Raw genomic sequence first — 15,121 nt, 5'->3', positions numbered from 1 at the left:
CTGGTCTCCGTTATCGACTGGGTCTGAATCTCCTTCTGAAGGTCAGCTGCACGGCAGCCCGGCGTTGAAGGTCGCAAACAGACCTCCGCCCTTGCTGAACACCGTTTAGTCCCACAGCTTGAAATCCCACGAGGAGATATCCATGTCTGAGCAGAAGCTCGCAGCAGAAGTACGCACCGAATTCGGCAAGGGCTTCGCCCGCCGCGCCCGCATGGCCAACCTGATCCCGGCCGTCATCTACGGCCACGGCGCCGAGCCGATCCACATCACCCTGCCGGCGAAGGCCACCACCCTGGCCGTCCGCAAGGCTAACGCCCTGCTGACCCTGGACATCGACGGCGAGCAGCACCTGGCCCTGGTCAAGGACATCCAGCGCAACCCGATCAAGCAGATCATCGAGCACCTCGACCTGCTGACCGTCCGCACCGGCGAGAAGGTCACCGTCGACGTCCCCGTCCACCTGACCGGCGAACTGGCTCCGGGCAACGTGTACAACCAGGAAATGACCACCGTCTCCCTCGAGGCCGAGGCAACCCACCTGCCGACCGCCATCGAGGTCAGCATTGAGGGCCGCAGCGCCGGCGAGCACATCCACGCTTCCGACCTCGTTCTGCCGAAGGGCTCCGTCCTGCTGGCCGACGTCGAGGCTCTCGTCGTTCACATCTCCGAGGCCACCGAGGTCTCCGAGGAAGAGGCTTCGGCCGACACCACCGAAGGATCCTCGGTCGCCGCCGAGTAATTCCGGCGATTTCACCGGCGGCCGGGTCCCTCAGGGGCCCGGCCGCCGTCGTCTCTGAACCCGTCGTATTCCGCGCCGGAGCCGGCACTCCCGCCTGACCTGGCCCACCGAAGGACTGATCCATGACCGACACCTGGCTGATTGTAGGCCTTGGCAACCCCGGACCCGAGTACAGCCACAACCGCCACAACGTCGGCCAGATGGTCCTGGACGAACTCGCCTCGCGCGCCGGCGGCGGCTTCAAGTCCCACAAGGCCCGTGCCCAGGTCCTCGAAGGGCGCCTTGGCATTGGCGGCCCCCGGATCGTGCTGGCCAAGCCGCTGTCATATATGAACGTCTCCGGCGGGCCGGTCTCGGCCTTGGCACAGTTCTACGGGATCGACCCCGCCCACGTCATTGCCGTCCACGACGAGATCGATATTCCCTTCGATACCGTGAAGCTGAAGCTCGGCGGCGGCGAAGGCGGCCACAACGGACTGCGGGACATCTCGAAGGCCCTGGCCACCAAGGACTACCTGCGCGTGCGGGTGGGCGTCGGGCGTCCGCCGGGCCGGATGGACACCGCGGACTTCGTTCTGCGTGACTTTTCCGCCCCGGAGAAGAAGGACCTGCCCTTCCTCATCGATACCGCGGCCGACGCCGTCGAAGTCCTGGTCAAGGACGGCCTGGCCGCCGCCCAGCAAAAATTCCACCCGGCCAAGGCCCCATAAATCAGGCTTAAACACGCACCAGCCCGGCCCCGTATCAGGGGCAGGCGGGACGCGAGTATCCGAATAGTGGGTTTTCTTCCCAAGCTTTCGGCATTCCAGCTATGATCTGTCTACTCTCATGTCGGGGGATAGGGATACGCTACTTCTAAGTGGGCAGTCTGGGGTTGCTGTCTACAAAGCGGTACGAAGGAAACTACATGTCGAGGGATTCGCTGGGCTGGGGGAATGTTTCCACTACATTGGCACCCGCCGAAGAAGAACATGCCGCCGGTCCGTTCGCGAGGCACGGATGGTCCGGTTTGGCGCGGAACGCCGATGCCGAGCGCGTCCGGACGGAACTGCTTGCGCAGGACCGGATGGGCGTTGTTATCACCGGCGACCGCGGCGTAGGCAAGACCCTCGTCGGCAGGACTGCCCTCGCGGGGTTCGGCCCCGAGGTGTACACCATCCAGCTCCGCAGCTCAGGACCGGGGTCGGCAACGCCGTACGGCTGCCTCGCCTTCACCCTGGCTCGGCTCCCGCAGAGCTCCCTTGGCTCGCCGACCGCCATTCTGCACGGAATTACGTCCCTGATCCGCGACGACGCCGCCGGCCGCCAGTGCGTGATCCTGCTGGACAACGCCGGCGCCCTCGATGAACTCAGTACCGGGGTCCTGCTGAACCTGCTGCAGACCCGCACCGCCCGGCTGATCGCCACGGCCCAGCGCACCACGGACCTTCCGCCTGACTTCTACTGGCTCATCACCTCGGGCCAGCTTGCCGAGGTCCGGCTCGCCAACCTGACCGAGCTCGAAACGCTGGAGGTCCTGCAGTCAGCCCTGGGCCACCGGGTCTCGACGGCCCTGGCAAGCCAGCTGCACCAACTGGTCGGCGGCAGCCCCACGCTCCTGCAGGCCGTCGTATCAGAACAGATCGAACGCGGAAACCTTGTCCTGTCCGGATCCGTCTGGACCCTGGTCGATGAGGTCGTGCTCGACGGCCGGACGGCGCTGGAGGACATTGTCCGGGCCAGATACGCCAGGGAAACACCCGAAGCGCGGGAGGTCATCGACGTCCTCTCCTGCGCCCGGACGCTGCCCCTGTCACGGCTCGCCCGGATGTACAGCCCCGGTATCATCGCCGACATGGAAGAGGCCGGCCAGATCGTCGTGGACCGCACGGACCGGCACCTCGTCACCCTGGGCGACCGCTACCTCGGCGACATCGTCCGGAACTGGCTCAGTGTGGAGCGCCGGCTGGAGCTGCGGGACAAGGTCCCCGGACACCAGGAACAGGAACTCGACGAACTCACCGTCGAGGACCTGCTCGCCTATGCGGCCTGGACCCACGACTGCCACGCCCAGCTGGCACCCGCGCACGCGCTGGCGGCCGCCAGCGCAGCCGTCAAGCTCTTTGACCCGAAGTTTGCCCTCAAATGCGCCGGGAGCCTCTCTCCCTCGGACCCTGAATGGGCCGAGGGACAGCTCCAGAAATCGGCGGCCTACCTCCAGCTCGGCCTGCCCCTTCAGGCCATGTCGGCGCTGGACGATGTCTCGGAGCGGCAGGTCAACGACCTCGAGGCCGAGACCTTCGCCGAATTCATTGCGGCGAAAGCCGACTGCATGGCCTGGCTGGAAGACCGCTCCGGCAAGGTCCCCGAACTCCTCCGGCAGGCCCGGGTCCGGCTACAGGACTTGAGCCTGGACGAGTCAGCCGCCAGCCCCGCCGCACTCTCGCGGGCCGCGCTGCGCCTGGATCTGTGCGAGTTCAACTACTTCTCTTTCATCGGGGATTTCGAGCCCATGATGGCCCGCCTCACCGCCGCGGCCACCACCGACGTCCCGGGCGCGGACCCCGTGCACCGGCTCCGCTCGGCCATCATCCTGATGGAAGCCTTGTCCATGACGGGCCGGGAACTCGACGCCAAAAAACTCATGCGGGAACTCGGCGGGCAGCTGGGCGAGTGGTCCAACGTGCCGCGCATCCGCGAAAACTTCGCCTGGCGCTCCTACAACGTCCTGCTCCTGTCCGGCCTGTGGCGCCAGGCCATCGACATGCTCAAGGACGCGAGCGGCCGGGCCGGGCACGGACTCCATTCCGGCAGCGCCGCCACCGACCTCGCCGTCGGTCTCGCGTACGTCTATGCCGGCCGCGGCTACATGGCGCTGGACCCGCTGCTGGCCGCAATCGCCCAGCTTGAGGTCCGGGCGAGCCTGCAGTCCCTGCGCCAGGCCTACGCCGCAACCGCCTTTGCCTACGCCCAGACCGGCAACTCGGTCCAGGCAACCATCTACCTGGACCGCGCCCGCTCGGCTGACGGGCCGGCCCGCTTCGCCGTCAGCAGCTCCACGGAGTTTTGCATGGACATGGCCTCACGGTGGCTCGGCGACCCGGAGGCCAAGGACCGGCTGGTCCGGTCCGCAGAGGCACATTTCCGGAAAGGCCGCTACACCCTCGCCGGCATCTGCATGCTCGGGGCCACCGTCAACGGAACCGTTAAGGATTATCTCTACATGGAGGAAATCGCCGGGCTGAGGCAGGGGCCGCTGGCCGAACTGTCCCGCACGGTCGCCGTCGGCAGCCGGAAGAAGGATGCCGCGATCATGCTCCAAGCCGCCGAGCAGGCCGCGGCCCTGGAGCTGGACGCCGTCCAGGCCAGGTGCGCGGCGCTCGCGTTCGATTTCGCCAAGGGCGCCGGACTGACCGCCAGCGCCAACACCGCCTACAGCATGCTCGAGAGCCTCTCGGAGTCGGTACCGGCGCTGCCGATCATGCCCCGCAACAAAGGCCCTCTGCTCACGGAACGGGAGCGGCAGATCGCCACCCTTGCCGGGAACGGGGTTTCGAACAAGGACATCGCCCTTGAAGTGGGCATTTCCGTCAGAACAGTGGAGGGCCACCTGTATCAGGTGTTCACGAAGCTCGGCGTTTCTTCGCGAAGTGATCTGCTTGGACTCATCTAGGGGGACGGCGGGAGCCCCCGGCACCGAGGCGTCCCGCGCCTTGACCGGGAGGTCGGAAGATTTGATGTCGGCCGTGGAGTCCCTTCAGGGCGGCAGCCATGTGGCGGTATTCGTCCTCGGCGAAAGCGGGATGGGCAAGTCCAGGCTCATCGAAGCCGTGGTCGCGGAGCTGGGCGCGGACGTGACGCCGGTGCGGATTCACGGCAGTGCGTCGCTGACGAAGGTTCCCTACGGTGTCCTTGGCCCCTTCATCGTCGAACTCCCGGTCCAGGAGGCGACATCGCAGCTGGCCGTGCTGAGGACGCTGTGGTCGCACCTGGAAGAAGAGAAGCGCGCCACCCAGAAGCCCCTGCTGCTCATCGTCGACGACGCCCACGACCTCGATGAGGCGACGGCGGGAATCCTGGCCGAGCTGGCCGCGGCAGGCTGGGCGAAACTGCTGGTGGGCGCCGCCGCCCGGCCCGGACTGCCGGAGCCGCTCCTGCAGCTGTGGTTTGAAGGCATCGCCGAGCGGCATGACCTGCGGCCCCTCACCCTGGCTCAGACCACAGAAATGCTGGAGGGCGAGCTCGGCTCGCAGGTGCTGCCCAACGTCGCGGAGATCCTCTGGGAGGCCTCCGGCGGCAACCCGATGCTCCTCAACGGGCTCCTCGACGACGCCAAAAAGGACGGGACGCTGCTGCGCCGCAACGGTGTCTGGTTGTTCACCCGGCATCTGAACAGCCACGGGGACCGGCTGACCGACGTCGTGCGCCGCCAGCTGCTGCTGCGCTCGCCGGAAGAGCGGCAGGCACTGAACCTGGTGGCCCTGGCCGAACCCGTGTCCCGTGAACTGATCGAGTCCGTGGCCGGGGAAGAGGCCGTGGGGTCGCTGATCGACAGCGAACTGATTCGTGTCACGGGCTCCGCCGGCGGTGAGCTGCGGCTGTGGCACACCGTGTACGGGGACACCCTGCGAAACCTGATCTCGCCGGCCAGGAGCCTCCAGCTGCGCCAGAGCCTGCTGCGCCGCATGGACAGCGAGCCGACGTCGGCCGAAGGACTGTTGCGCCACGTGAGCTGGTCGATCGAATGCGGCGCGGAGGTCGAGGACCGCCAGCTCCTGAGGGCCGCCGTCCTGGCCAGCCGGCTCTACGAGGACGATCTCGCCCGCAAGGCGGCCGCTCTCGTCAAGGACCCGGACCTGCAGATGGCGGCCCGCGCCGTGATAGCTCGGACCCGCTACAACGCCTCCGACTACGTTGCTGCCTGGGAAATCCTCGACGCCGATTTCGGCCAGGGCGGCAACCTCACCAGCCTGCTGACCGGATCCCTCCTGTGGGCCGCGGTGATGTGCGCACTGGGGTACACGCCTGCCGAGATCATGCAACGGGCACAGGCGCTGCAGCCTGCCGGTGAACACCTGGCCGAGGCCCAGCCGGAGAACGCCGAAGCCATTCGCGCCGCCATAACGGAGCGCCTGAACACCATGGAAGCCATGGTCCTGGCACTGGCAGGCGAGTACCCGCAGACCTCTGCCACGGCGGACGCGGCCGCTACCCGGCCGGCGGCCAACAACCTCGAGGCGGCGTTCCGGTTCTCCCTCGACGCGGAGCGGCTCCTGGCCACCGGCAAAGGACTGAGCGCCTTTGCCGTGATGTCGCAGGCAGTCGAGGCCGCCGGAGCCGACCACGATGAGCTGTACTTCCTCACGGATTTCCTCGTGGTCCGGTCGGCCGCCGCCGCGATCCAGGCCGGTGACTGGCAGGGCGCGGAAAACCTCCTGGCCGCCTTTGTCGCCGGGTCCGGGCCAAGCTTGATTTCCTTCGGCGGGGGAGTCCACGCGGCCCACGGCATCATCCTCCTGTACCAGGGCAAGGCCGCGCAGGCGCTGAACACCCTCAGCGCCGCGCTCGAAGCGCTGCGGCTCACCGATCCCCAGCAGCTGTTCGCCCTCACGGCGGCCATGGCTTTCGCGGCGGCCGCCGAAGTCGGTGCCCAGACGAAAGCGGAGCTCTTCCTCGCCGACTTCGAGGCCGCCCCGGCGGCTTTGCCGCGGTACATGCACTCCCTGGCCATGATGGCCGTGGTCTACGGAAAAGCCCGGCTCGGGAACTACCCCGGCGCCATCGCCGAACTGAAGCGCCTCGGACGCCCGCACCCGGAGATGAACACAGCCGGCCTCGAACTCGAGGCTCTGGCCCTTTGTCTGGCCTTAGGGGACACCGACTCGGCGCCCCGGCTGCTGGAACTGCAGGCCGGGCTCGAGGGCCCCCGGCCGGCCGCGATCTGCGCCTATGCCGCAGCCATCAGCACGGACAACGCCGCGGACCACCTGGAGGCCGCGAAAACCTGTGAGGCTGCGGAACTGTGGACCTTCGCCGCCCTTGCCTACGACGCGGCGGCGCACGCCTACCGGGCCGCGGGCGATACCCTCAGGGAGCGCATGGCGAACTCGCAGCGGAAGCGGTGCCTGGACCGGGCCGATGACCTTCCCGGTGAGGAAACGGCCAAGAACGACGACTCGCTGGGCATCCTGACCCGCCGGGAACGCGACATTGTGGCGCTCGCAGTGCGCGGCCTGACCGACCGCCAGATCGCCGCCGAACTCCAGGTTTCCGTCCGGACGGTTGAGGGCCACCTCTACCGCAGCTACGCCAAGCTCAACGTCAAGGGCCGTGAACAGCTCCCCGGAATTGGCGGTCGCTAAGCCCGGAGGCACCCACTGGTCCGGGGCTCCGGGAGACTACGCTCAGGGACACGTGAGGCGGGGTTCCGACTACTTGGTTTGGACCCGGCAGCCGTGCGGCCGCAACTGAGTACAGCTACGTAGAGCCGGCCGAATACTCGCTGCGTAATCGAGTACTACTTACGCATACCGAAAATACGCGTAGTCAATACGGTGGAGGTATCACCGCTCAAAACTTTGATTGCGAAGGTCTCTCATATGTTCCAGCAAGACGCCGGCTTGCCAGCGGGCAGCGGCCAGACAGAAGCAATGTTTCCGGCGCAACGAAACGGCCACGGCCGGAACAAAGACAGACCCTTCACCCGCCAACAGCTCGTTGCCGACGTCGTGCAAACCCTGACGTCGGGTTCCGGGTGCGGCATAGTCCTCGTGGGCGACCACGGGGCCGGCAAATCCTTTATCGCCCAGCGCGCCATTGAGCAGCTCGGCGACGAGTACCTGGTGGTTCAGGTCAGGGGCAGCTCGATCTCCTCCAAACTTCCCTACGGTGCCCTGAGCGTCCTCCTGAACGACCTCGACGCCTCCCACCTCGAGCACCCCCTGATGGTGCTGCGCGGGCTGACCCAGCTGCTGCACAAAAAGTCCGAGGGGCGGCAGATCGTCCTTTTCGTGGACAACGCCCATGACCTCGACGAGCTCTCGAGCATGATGGTGGCCCAGCTGAGCGCAGGTGCCCATGTCACGCTGCTGGCGGCGTGCGTGGACATGCCTCACGTCGGCGGCGACATCATGGGCCTGTGGAAGGATGACCTGCTCCGGCGGGTGGACCTTGGCCCGTTTGACTTCGCCGAGACGGCCGCAACACTGCACCACGAATACGGCGGCAGGTTCTCCTTGACGGCCGCCCGGGCGCTCTGGAGCGCGAGCGGGGGCAACGCCCTGTTCCTCCACTCCCTGGCCCGCGAACAGATCAAGCTGGGCACAGTGGTCCGCCAGGACGGCGTATGGTTCCTGGGCAACGGCCCGATCGCCTTGACGGGCGAGATCCGGGACGTCGTGAAGGCCCGCCTGAACCGGCTCGGCACCGGCCAGCGCGACGTCTTTGAACTGCTGGCCCTTGCCGGGGCGGTCCCGCTGCAGACCCTCATGCTCATCGCCAACCCCCAGGATATGGACGCGCTCCAGGAGCGGACCCTGATCAGGGTGACGCATGACCATCCGCCGATGGTCAGCGTCGCCAACCCGGTGACGGCCGGAATCGTCGCGAGCGTTGTCCCGCCCGGACGCAGCGCCGAACTCCGCCGCCGGCTCACCGCCGTGCTCCAGGAGTCCGACGCCCTGGACGCCGGTGGCTCCACCGGCGTCGCCTGGGCGCTGGACTGCGGGGAGCAGGTGAGCCCGGAGGTCGCCCTGGCGGCGGCCCGCGCAGCCAACAGCGCGTCCGACCCCGCAGCCGCCCTGCGGTTCGTCCAGGAGATCGACGGCGGCGAGCCCGCCGTCCCCCTGGCCATCGAATCGGTGACCGCCCACATCTCCGTAAACAACGATGAGTCCGCACACCGGGTCCTGGAGTCGCTGGACAAAGAAGCCCGCGGGGCGCTTCCGCTGGCCGAATGGACGGCCCTGCAGCTGCTGCGCGCAGAGCTGGAAAAGCGCAGCACTGCCCCGGGAACCGATCCCCGGGCACGGCTGCGGGAACTCGCGGAGCGGCTCGCTGCCGAGCCTGCGGAGCGCGGCTCCGCCGTCAGCGCGGCGCGGGAGCAGCTGCGCCTGGCCGAGGCCGAGCTCGCCGCGTTCCAGGGACGCTACGCCGATGTCCTTGCCGCGACCGACAGCATGGACACGGCGGACCTGGGCAGCGAACCGCGGCTTGTGACCGCCAGCGTGCGCTGCGAGGCCCTGGCTGTCAGCGGCAACGTCGTGCAGGCGATGGTCCTGGGCAAGCAGATCCTGGCGGCCACCGCGAACGTGCGGCTCACGGACCGCGCGGTCCGCGAGATCCGCGGCAGGTTCCTGTTGCTGCTGCTGCTCTCGGCCAAGTTCAGGGAGGCATCGGTCTACCTCGAAGAGACGTATGGCGGCGGAGAGCCCCAGACCCGGCTCGGGGGGATGTTCGAGATCGGGCAGGGCGTCATTGACCTGCACTCCGGACATCTCGACGATGCCCTGTCCAGGCTTCAGGCGGGCAGGTGGCAGCTCCTGGCCCAGGACCCCGAGGCTTTGGCGGGCCTGGCTACCGCGGTCTGTGCCTATGCCGCCGCCCTGCAGGGCGAGGAGGAAACGGCTGCCGTCCTGCTGGGCGACCTTGCCCAGCCCGGGACACCGGCGGCGTGGCTGGTTGGACGGCTCACCCGTTACTTCGAACTCTCGGCCCAAGCCGAGCTCGGGCAGAGGGCCATTTCCATCCGCGCCCTCACGGCCGAGGCAGACAGCGACACGGAATCCTCGGCCCTGGCCCCGGCGCTCCTGTTCCTGTCCGCGGCCGCCCGGCTGGGAGACCGCCAGATGGGCCAGAAGCTGGACAGCCTGAGCAGCCGGGTGACCGGACAATTCGCGGCCCTGTGCTCGCGGCTCGCCGAGGGCATGAGGGAGGCCGACAGCGAACAGTTGCTAGGGGCGTCCAAGGACGCTGACGCATCCGGCAACGCGGTCTTCGCCAGGGATGCGGCCCGGAAAGCCGTCAGCTGCGCCAACGATGCCGGCAACCGGATCGCGCTGCGGATCGCCCAGCGGGCGCAGCAGTCACTCGATGACAAGTTCGGCAGTCCCAAAAACGGTCTGCATTCGCTCACCACCTCGACCCTGACGGCGAGGGAATGCGAAGTCGCGGTCCGCGCCGCTGCCGGCACGTCCAACCGCAAGATCGCGGAACAGATGCACGTATCGGTCCGCACGGTCGAGGGACACCTTTACCAGGTGTATTCGAAGCTGCATGTCGCCAGCCGATCGGAACTCAAAGATGTCATCTCAACTCCGGCAGACAGCTCCCGGCTCGGCTGACGCCAGCACGGTCCGGGCAACTGCCCGGACGGCTGACGCCGGCACGCTCCGGGCAGCTGTCCCGGGCAAGCAGAGGACGGCAGGAAGAACCGGCAATGGAAAGCCTGACTGAGACCGCCCCGCTGATCGAGCGATCGGCGCTGGTCAAGGACCTGGTGCGTTGCCTGCGCGACGACACCAGGTCAGGTGCACTCGTGGTCGGCGGGGCCGGGACGGGCAAGACCGCCATCGTAAAGGCCGTCATCCGCGAACTCGGTCCCCGCAGTCACATCATCCGGCTAACGGCCACCCCGGCTCTGGCCGCCGTTCCCTTTGGCGCCCTGGCGCCGTACCTGTCCCGGCTTCCCGACCGTGAACTCGACTCCTATGCCGCCGTCGTGGAGGCGATGGCGGGCAGCCTGAAGTCGGAAGCGGAACGCCCTCTGTTCGTCGTCGACGACGCGCATTGCCTCGACCACGGGACTGTCCGGCAGCTGGCGCAGGCCGCTGCCACCTGCGCCGCAGGTATCCTGGTGGCATGCCGGCCCGGGCCGATGATCCCGGAAGAATTCCTGTCCTTGTGGGACGACGGAATCATTGCCAAATTCGATCTTTCCCCGCTCAGCCGGACCGGAACACACCAGCTGTGCGAACAGGTCCTGCGGGCCGACGTCTCCCCGTGGGTCAGCGCGCTGTTTCATGATGCGGCAGGCGGGAACCCCCTCATGCTGATGTCCCTGATTCAGCATGCCCGTAGCAGCGGCGCACTGGGTTTCCGCCACGGCGTATGGTTCCTCCTGGCCAACCCGGACATGGCCCAGGTGCCCGCCGCCGATGTCGTTGACCGGCAGCTGCGCTCCATGACGCCGGAGGAGAAGACCGCAGCCACGATCGTTGCCCTGGCCGGACCGCTCTCCCTGGCCCAGATCCTGCGGATCAGCGGTCCGAAAGCCGTCGATGCGCTGGACACGGCAGGAATCATCGCTGTCTCCGCCGGGCACGACCGGCTGGTACGGCCCGCGAGTCCGATTGTCGGCGAGATCATCCGGCACCGGGTCCCGGCCGGCCGCAGTTCGGCCCTGCGCTCAAGCGTGCTGTCGTTTCCCTCGGCGCGGGCCGCCGTGCCGGGAGCGGCCCTGAACCGGTTGCGGTGGTCCCTGGACTGCGGCGTGGAGATCCCTCCGGTCCAGCTGCTGCACGCCGCTGTCGCCGCGAACACGGCCCTGGATCCTGTGACTGCCGCCCGGGCGGCCGGGGCCATCCGGGACGTCCGGTTCCTCTCCGAAGCACGCATCCAGCTGGCGTATTCGAACTACATCCTCGGGCACCCGGAGGCCGCCGTTGCATCCCTGGAGTCCGCGCAGCCGCTACGCGCCGGACGGTCGTCCTATCTGGCCGCCCTGCTCGCGGCCCGGATCGGGTCCGCGACGCCGGCCCGGAGGCTGCCCGCCGACGCGGGGAACCCGCCCCCGGGCTCTGTTCTGGCCCTTGAACCGCTGTCCGCTGGGGAACCGCCGTCCGCTGTGGATTCGTCGGCCGTGGATTCGCTGGCGCTGCCAGCCGTGCCGTCGACGCAGCCTTCGACACTCGATCCGGAGGAACAGCTCCGGGACGGGGCCGCCGCCGCCGGACTGGCCGCAGAACTGATGAGCCGCACGTGGGACAGCCGCTTCCTGGGAGCCGGAACCGGGTTGCGCGAACTCATTGAATCGGCCGGCACCAACCCCGAAATCCGTGTCCCGGCAGTTTCCCGCCTCGCCGAACTCCTAACGGCTCAGGGCCGCCTGCGGACAGGGCTTCGGCTGGACGGCGAGGCATGGAACGGCGCCCGCAGCGCGAGCGTGGCGCTGCCCCTGGTGTATGAGGACCTTGTAGTACGCCACTGCCTCAACCTGATCCGGGCAGGGGACTGGGACGGACTGGGACAGGTCCTGGACGATTACGCGGCCCGCGAGCCCGGACGGCTGCTCTACAGCGGCGGCATGCTCCACCTCATGCGGGGGTATTCGAGGCTTCGCCAGGGCAGGATGCGCGAAAGCCTCGCCGAGGTGCGGCTCGGCGTGGAAGAACTCACCATAGCCGACCCCCTCAACCTCCTGCCCTTTGCCCATGCCGTCGCAGCCTACGCGGCTGCAGCCGTCGGACGCCACCGTGAGGCCGGCCAGCATTCGCTGGCCTACCGGCTTTCGGATTACCGGGAACCGACAACCCTTCGCCTAACGGCGGAAGCGTACTGCCTGGCGGCGGACCCCGGAGACGGGCCGGACGGGAACAGTGCCCGGGCCCTGGCCCGGCTGGCGGATGAGGCGCTGCGCGAGGGTCTGCGGGGCGTTGAAACCGATATCAGGCGGCTCGCGTTCCGCAGCGGCGACACCTCGGGAGCCGAAGCCCTCGCGCTCAGCAGCAGCGCAGTCGAAGGCCCGGAGGCGCGCCTGCTGGAGTCCTATGCGCGAGCAGTTTCGGCCTGCGACGCTGCCGACCTCATTGGCATCAGCGACGACGCGCTCAACGGCGGCCACGGGCTCCTGGCCCTTGAAGCCGCCCAGCAGGCGGAGCGGATCCTGGCCGACGATCCGGACCGGTGGAGGCTTACCGCAGTCCAGCGCAGGGTCCATCACCGCCTCGTCGAGGCCGGGATGTCGGCGCAGCTGGAGCTTGTCCATAACGATCATGGCGCCGCGCTGACCCCCCGGGAGGCCGAAGTCCTGGAACTGGTGTCCGGCGGTGCCACGAACGGCGAGATCGCCACCGCCCTGTGTGTGTCGCAGCGGACCGTGGAGGGTCACCTGTCCCGGATCTTCGCCAAGCTCGGCGTCGGCCGGCGCGCGGACCTCCTGGACCTCGGCACGCCTCACCCCTGACACTGCACTCCCTGGCTCCCGTCACCTGTGACCGGTCCGCTGATGCCTCTGACCGGCCCTCGTGAGGCCATGACGGTCTGCCGCGCCCTCGGGCACACCCCTCCGGCACTTGCGCCCACACCTGGGCCCCCGGCTGCGCGGGCGGCCGCGTACAGCACGGGTGGCCCGGAGTGCCGGCGGGAGTATCCCCAAGTAGTGCGGCCGCAAACTGGCCGACAGAAGTCGGGTAAACGCTACTCGTGTGTAGATCCGGTCCTGGCGATTGACTTAAGTCAGTCCCACGAACAACTCACAAAGGTCTCAAAATGAGGAACTTCAGGGCGGTAATCGACCGCGGGTATGACCTGCAGGAAAGTGTGGCCTCAAAATCCATCTTGCTTGCTGGAGCAGCCACTGCCACCATTAGAGGTGGTCGTGCCATTACCTCCCTACACCGAACTCCTTCATTGGAATCGTACGGTGCCTTCACCGGCAGCCGTGCGCCAAGGTCGGAGCCGGCGGCGTCAGAGCCTTCTGAGACCGAGGCTCTCCCCCCAGCCGCCGCCGGCTCCCTTAACCGGTCTGCACCCGGGTCCCCACCGCTGAGAAACGCGGACCCGGCATGAGCGCCGTCGATGAGCGCCGCCGGGGATACCGGTCACGGGGGAGCCGCCTGACGCGCCGGACCCAGCCGGTCCTGGCCTCGAGCGCCGGACCGCTCGGCCAGCCCTGGGCCGCCGCCGACGCAGGCCGCAGCCAGAACGCTCCGGCCGCGCTGGCGGACGCGGAGCTGGTGGACTCGGGCAAGTCCTGGGCCAAATGCTACCGCCGCTGGCTCCGCATCACGGACGCCGCCATCGTCGCGATCGCCGTCGCCGCCGCCTACGCCTTCCACTTCGAGGAAGGCGGACCTGTTTTGTCACGCGGCGGAGCGGGAGGGTCGTACCTCGCCGTCAGCATTGCCTTCGTCGTGGCCTGGGTCCTGGCGCTCGAAGTGCACCGCACCCGTGAGGAGACCGTCCTCGGCATCGGCTCCGAGGAATACAAGCGGGTCCTCGACGCCACCCTGGGCGTCTTCGGCGGGATCGCCATCATCGTGATCGTCGCGGGCATCGATGTGGTCCGCAGCCACTTTGCCCTCGCGCTTCCGGCCGGTGCCCTGCTGCTGCTGATCAACCGGTGGCAGTGGCGCGGCTGGCTGAACCGCCAGAGACTCTTCGGCCACTACCTGTCGAAGGTGATCGTCGTCGGGGAACCGTCGGACGTCGAGTACGTGATCCGGCAGTTCGGCAAGGTCTCCGGTGCCGCCTACGAGGTCGTGGGGGCAGCCCTGCCCGCCGGCTACACCGAAAGCCACGTGCAAATTTCCGCCCAGAGGGTTCCTGTCCTGTGCGACGTCGACTCGGTCGCGGAGAAGGTCGCCGAAACAGGCGCGAACGCCGTGGTGGTGGCGGGACGGCTCCAGGGCGGTACCCGGTCCATCCGGCAGCTGGGGTGGGCCCTGGAAGGCACCCGCGCCGGCCTCGTGCTGGCCTCGAGCCTGACCGACGTCGCCGGTCCCCGGATTCATTGGCGTCCCGTTGAGGGACTGCCCCTCATGCACGTGGAACTGCCCCGGTTCACCGGCGGCAAGCACACGCTCAAACGGCTCGTGGACATCGTGGCATCCGCCGCGGCCCTCCTGATCCTCTCACCCCTGCTCGGCGCCCTGGCCTGGATCATCGTCCGCGACAGCCAAGGACCGGTGTTCTTCCGCCAGGAGCGGGTCGGCCGCAACGGCAAGCGGTTCAAGATGGTCAAGTTCCGTTCCATGGTCACTACCGCCGAACAGGACCTGGCGGCACTGCGGGACCTCAACGAGGGAGCGGGGCTGCTGTTCAAGCTCAAGAACGATCCCCGGATCACCACCTGCGGCCGCTGGCTCCGGAAGTACTCGCTGGACGAGCTGCCGCAGTTCTGGAACGTCCTGAGGGGGGACATGAGCCTGGTCGGGCCGCGGCCTCAGCTTCCGTGTGAAGTCGAGGGGTATGAGGGGGACGTGAGCCGGCGGCTGCTGATCAAACCGGGCATCACGGGTCTGTGGCAAATCAACGGCCGGTCCAATCTGGGCTGGGACGAGAGCGTCCGATGGGACCTCTACTACGTGGAGAACTGGTCTTTGACCGGCGACATCATGATCCTGTGGCGAACGTTCAGGGTCATTCTTCATCCGGTGGGGGCCTATTAGACGAACTAAACGCCGG

Annotated in this window: 7 protein-coding genes; all 7 read left to right on the top strand. The window is 67.9% G+C overall.

Annotated elements, in window-relative coordinates:
- Positions 1-142: 142 nt before the first annotated feature.
- The 7 genes from ABD243_RS08090 to ABD243_RS08060 all read left to right on the top strand — a co-directional run bounded on the left by ABD243_RS08090 (position 143) and on the right by ABD243_RS08060 (position 15,105).
- On the top strand, positions 143-739 hold the full coding sequence (locus tag ABD243_RS08090) for a 50S ribosomal protein L25/general stress protein Ctc (RefSeq protein WP_091250696.1): 597 nt from the start codon (positions 143-145) through the stop codon (positions 737-739).
- 122 nt (positions 740-861) lie between these two features.
- A complete protein-coding gene (gene pth / locus ABD243_RS08085) occupies positions 862-1,449 on the top strand; it encodes an aminoacyl-tRNA hydrolase (RefSeq protein ID WP_344364101.1) in 588 nt (195 codons plus the stop codon).
- Positions 1,450-1,646: 197 nt separating this feature from the next.
- Complete coding sequence (locus tag ABD243_RS08080; protein WP_344364098.1) at positions 1,647-4,391, top strand: LuxR C-terminal-related transcriptional regulator; 2,745 nt, start codon at positions 1,647-1,649, stop codon at positions 4,389-4,391.
- Positions 4,369-7,080 (top strand): LuxR C-terminal-related transcriptional regulator, encoded by a 2,712-nt coding sequence (locus tag ABD243_RS08075; RefSeq protein WP_344364096.1) that lies wholly within the window; start codon positions 4,369-4,371, stop codon positions 7,078-7,080. Before ABD243_RS08080 ends, ABD243_RS08075 begins: the two co-directional genes overlap by 23 nt.
- Positions 7,081-7,368: 288 nt before the next feature.
- A complete protein-coding gene (locus ABD243_RS08070) occupies positions 7,369-10,059 on the top strand; it encodes a helix-turn-helix transcriptional regulator (protein WP_344364094.1) in 2,691 nt (896 codons plus the stop codon).
- A 95-nt stretch (positions 10,060-10,154) separates the two neighbouring features.
- Positions 10,155-12,899 carry a LuxR C-terminal-related transcriptional regulator gene (locus ABD243_RS08065; RefSeq protein ID WP_344364090.1) on the top strand — a complete coding sequence of 915 codons (2,745 nt, stop codon included), beginning with the start codon at positions 10,155-10,157 and terminating at the stop codon, positions 12,897-12,899.
- Positions 12,900-13,500: 601 nt separating this feature from the next.
- The gene (locus ABD243_RS08060) at positions 13,501-15,105 is read left to right on the top strand and encodes a sugar transferase (RefSeq protein WP_344364088.1); all 1,605 of its coding nucleotides are present in this window, start codon (positions 13,501-13,503) and stop codon (positions 15,103-15,105) included.
- The last annotated feature ends 16 nt before the right edge of the window (positions 15,106-15,121 follow it).

The sequence above is a fragment of the Arthrobacter humicola genome (genome assembly GCF_039531445.1).
Classification (GTDB): Bacteria; Actinomycetota; Actinomycetes; order Actinomycetales; family Micrococcaceae; genus Arthrobacter; species Arthrobacter humicola.
The sequence above is the reverse complement of the archived record's forward strand: the minus strand, read 5'-3'. Positions and strand labels throughout refer to the sequence as shown.

Excerpts from the sequence above, each read along its gene's own strand:
- ABD243_RS08090 (WP_091250696.1), top strand. The coding sequence starts at position 143 with ATGTCTGAGCAGAAGCTCGCAGCAGAAGTACGCACCGAATTCGGCAAG.
- pth (WP_344364101.1), top strand. The coding sequence starts at position 862 with ATGACCGACACCTGGCTGATTGTAGGCCTTGGCAACCCCGGACCCGAG.
- ABD243_RS08080 (WP_344364098.1), top strand. The coding sequence starts at position 1,647 with ATGTCGAGGGATTCGCTGGGCTGGGGGAATGTTTCCACTACATTGGCA.
- ABD243_RS08070 (WP_344364094.1), top strand. The coding sequence starts at position 7,369 with ATGTTTCCGGCGCAACGAAACGGCCACGGCCGGAACAAAGACAGACCC.
- ABD243_RS08065 (WP_344364090.1), top strand. The coding sequence starts at position 10,155 with ATGGAAAGCCTGACTGAGACCGCCCCGCTGATCGAGCGATCGGCGCTG.
- ABD243_RS08060 (WP_344364088.1), top strand. The coding sequence starts at position 13,501 with ATGAGCGCCGTCGATGAGCGCCGCCGGGGATACCGGTCACGGGGGAGC.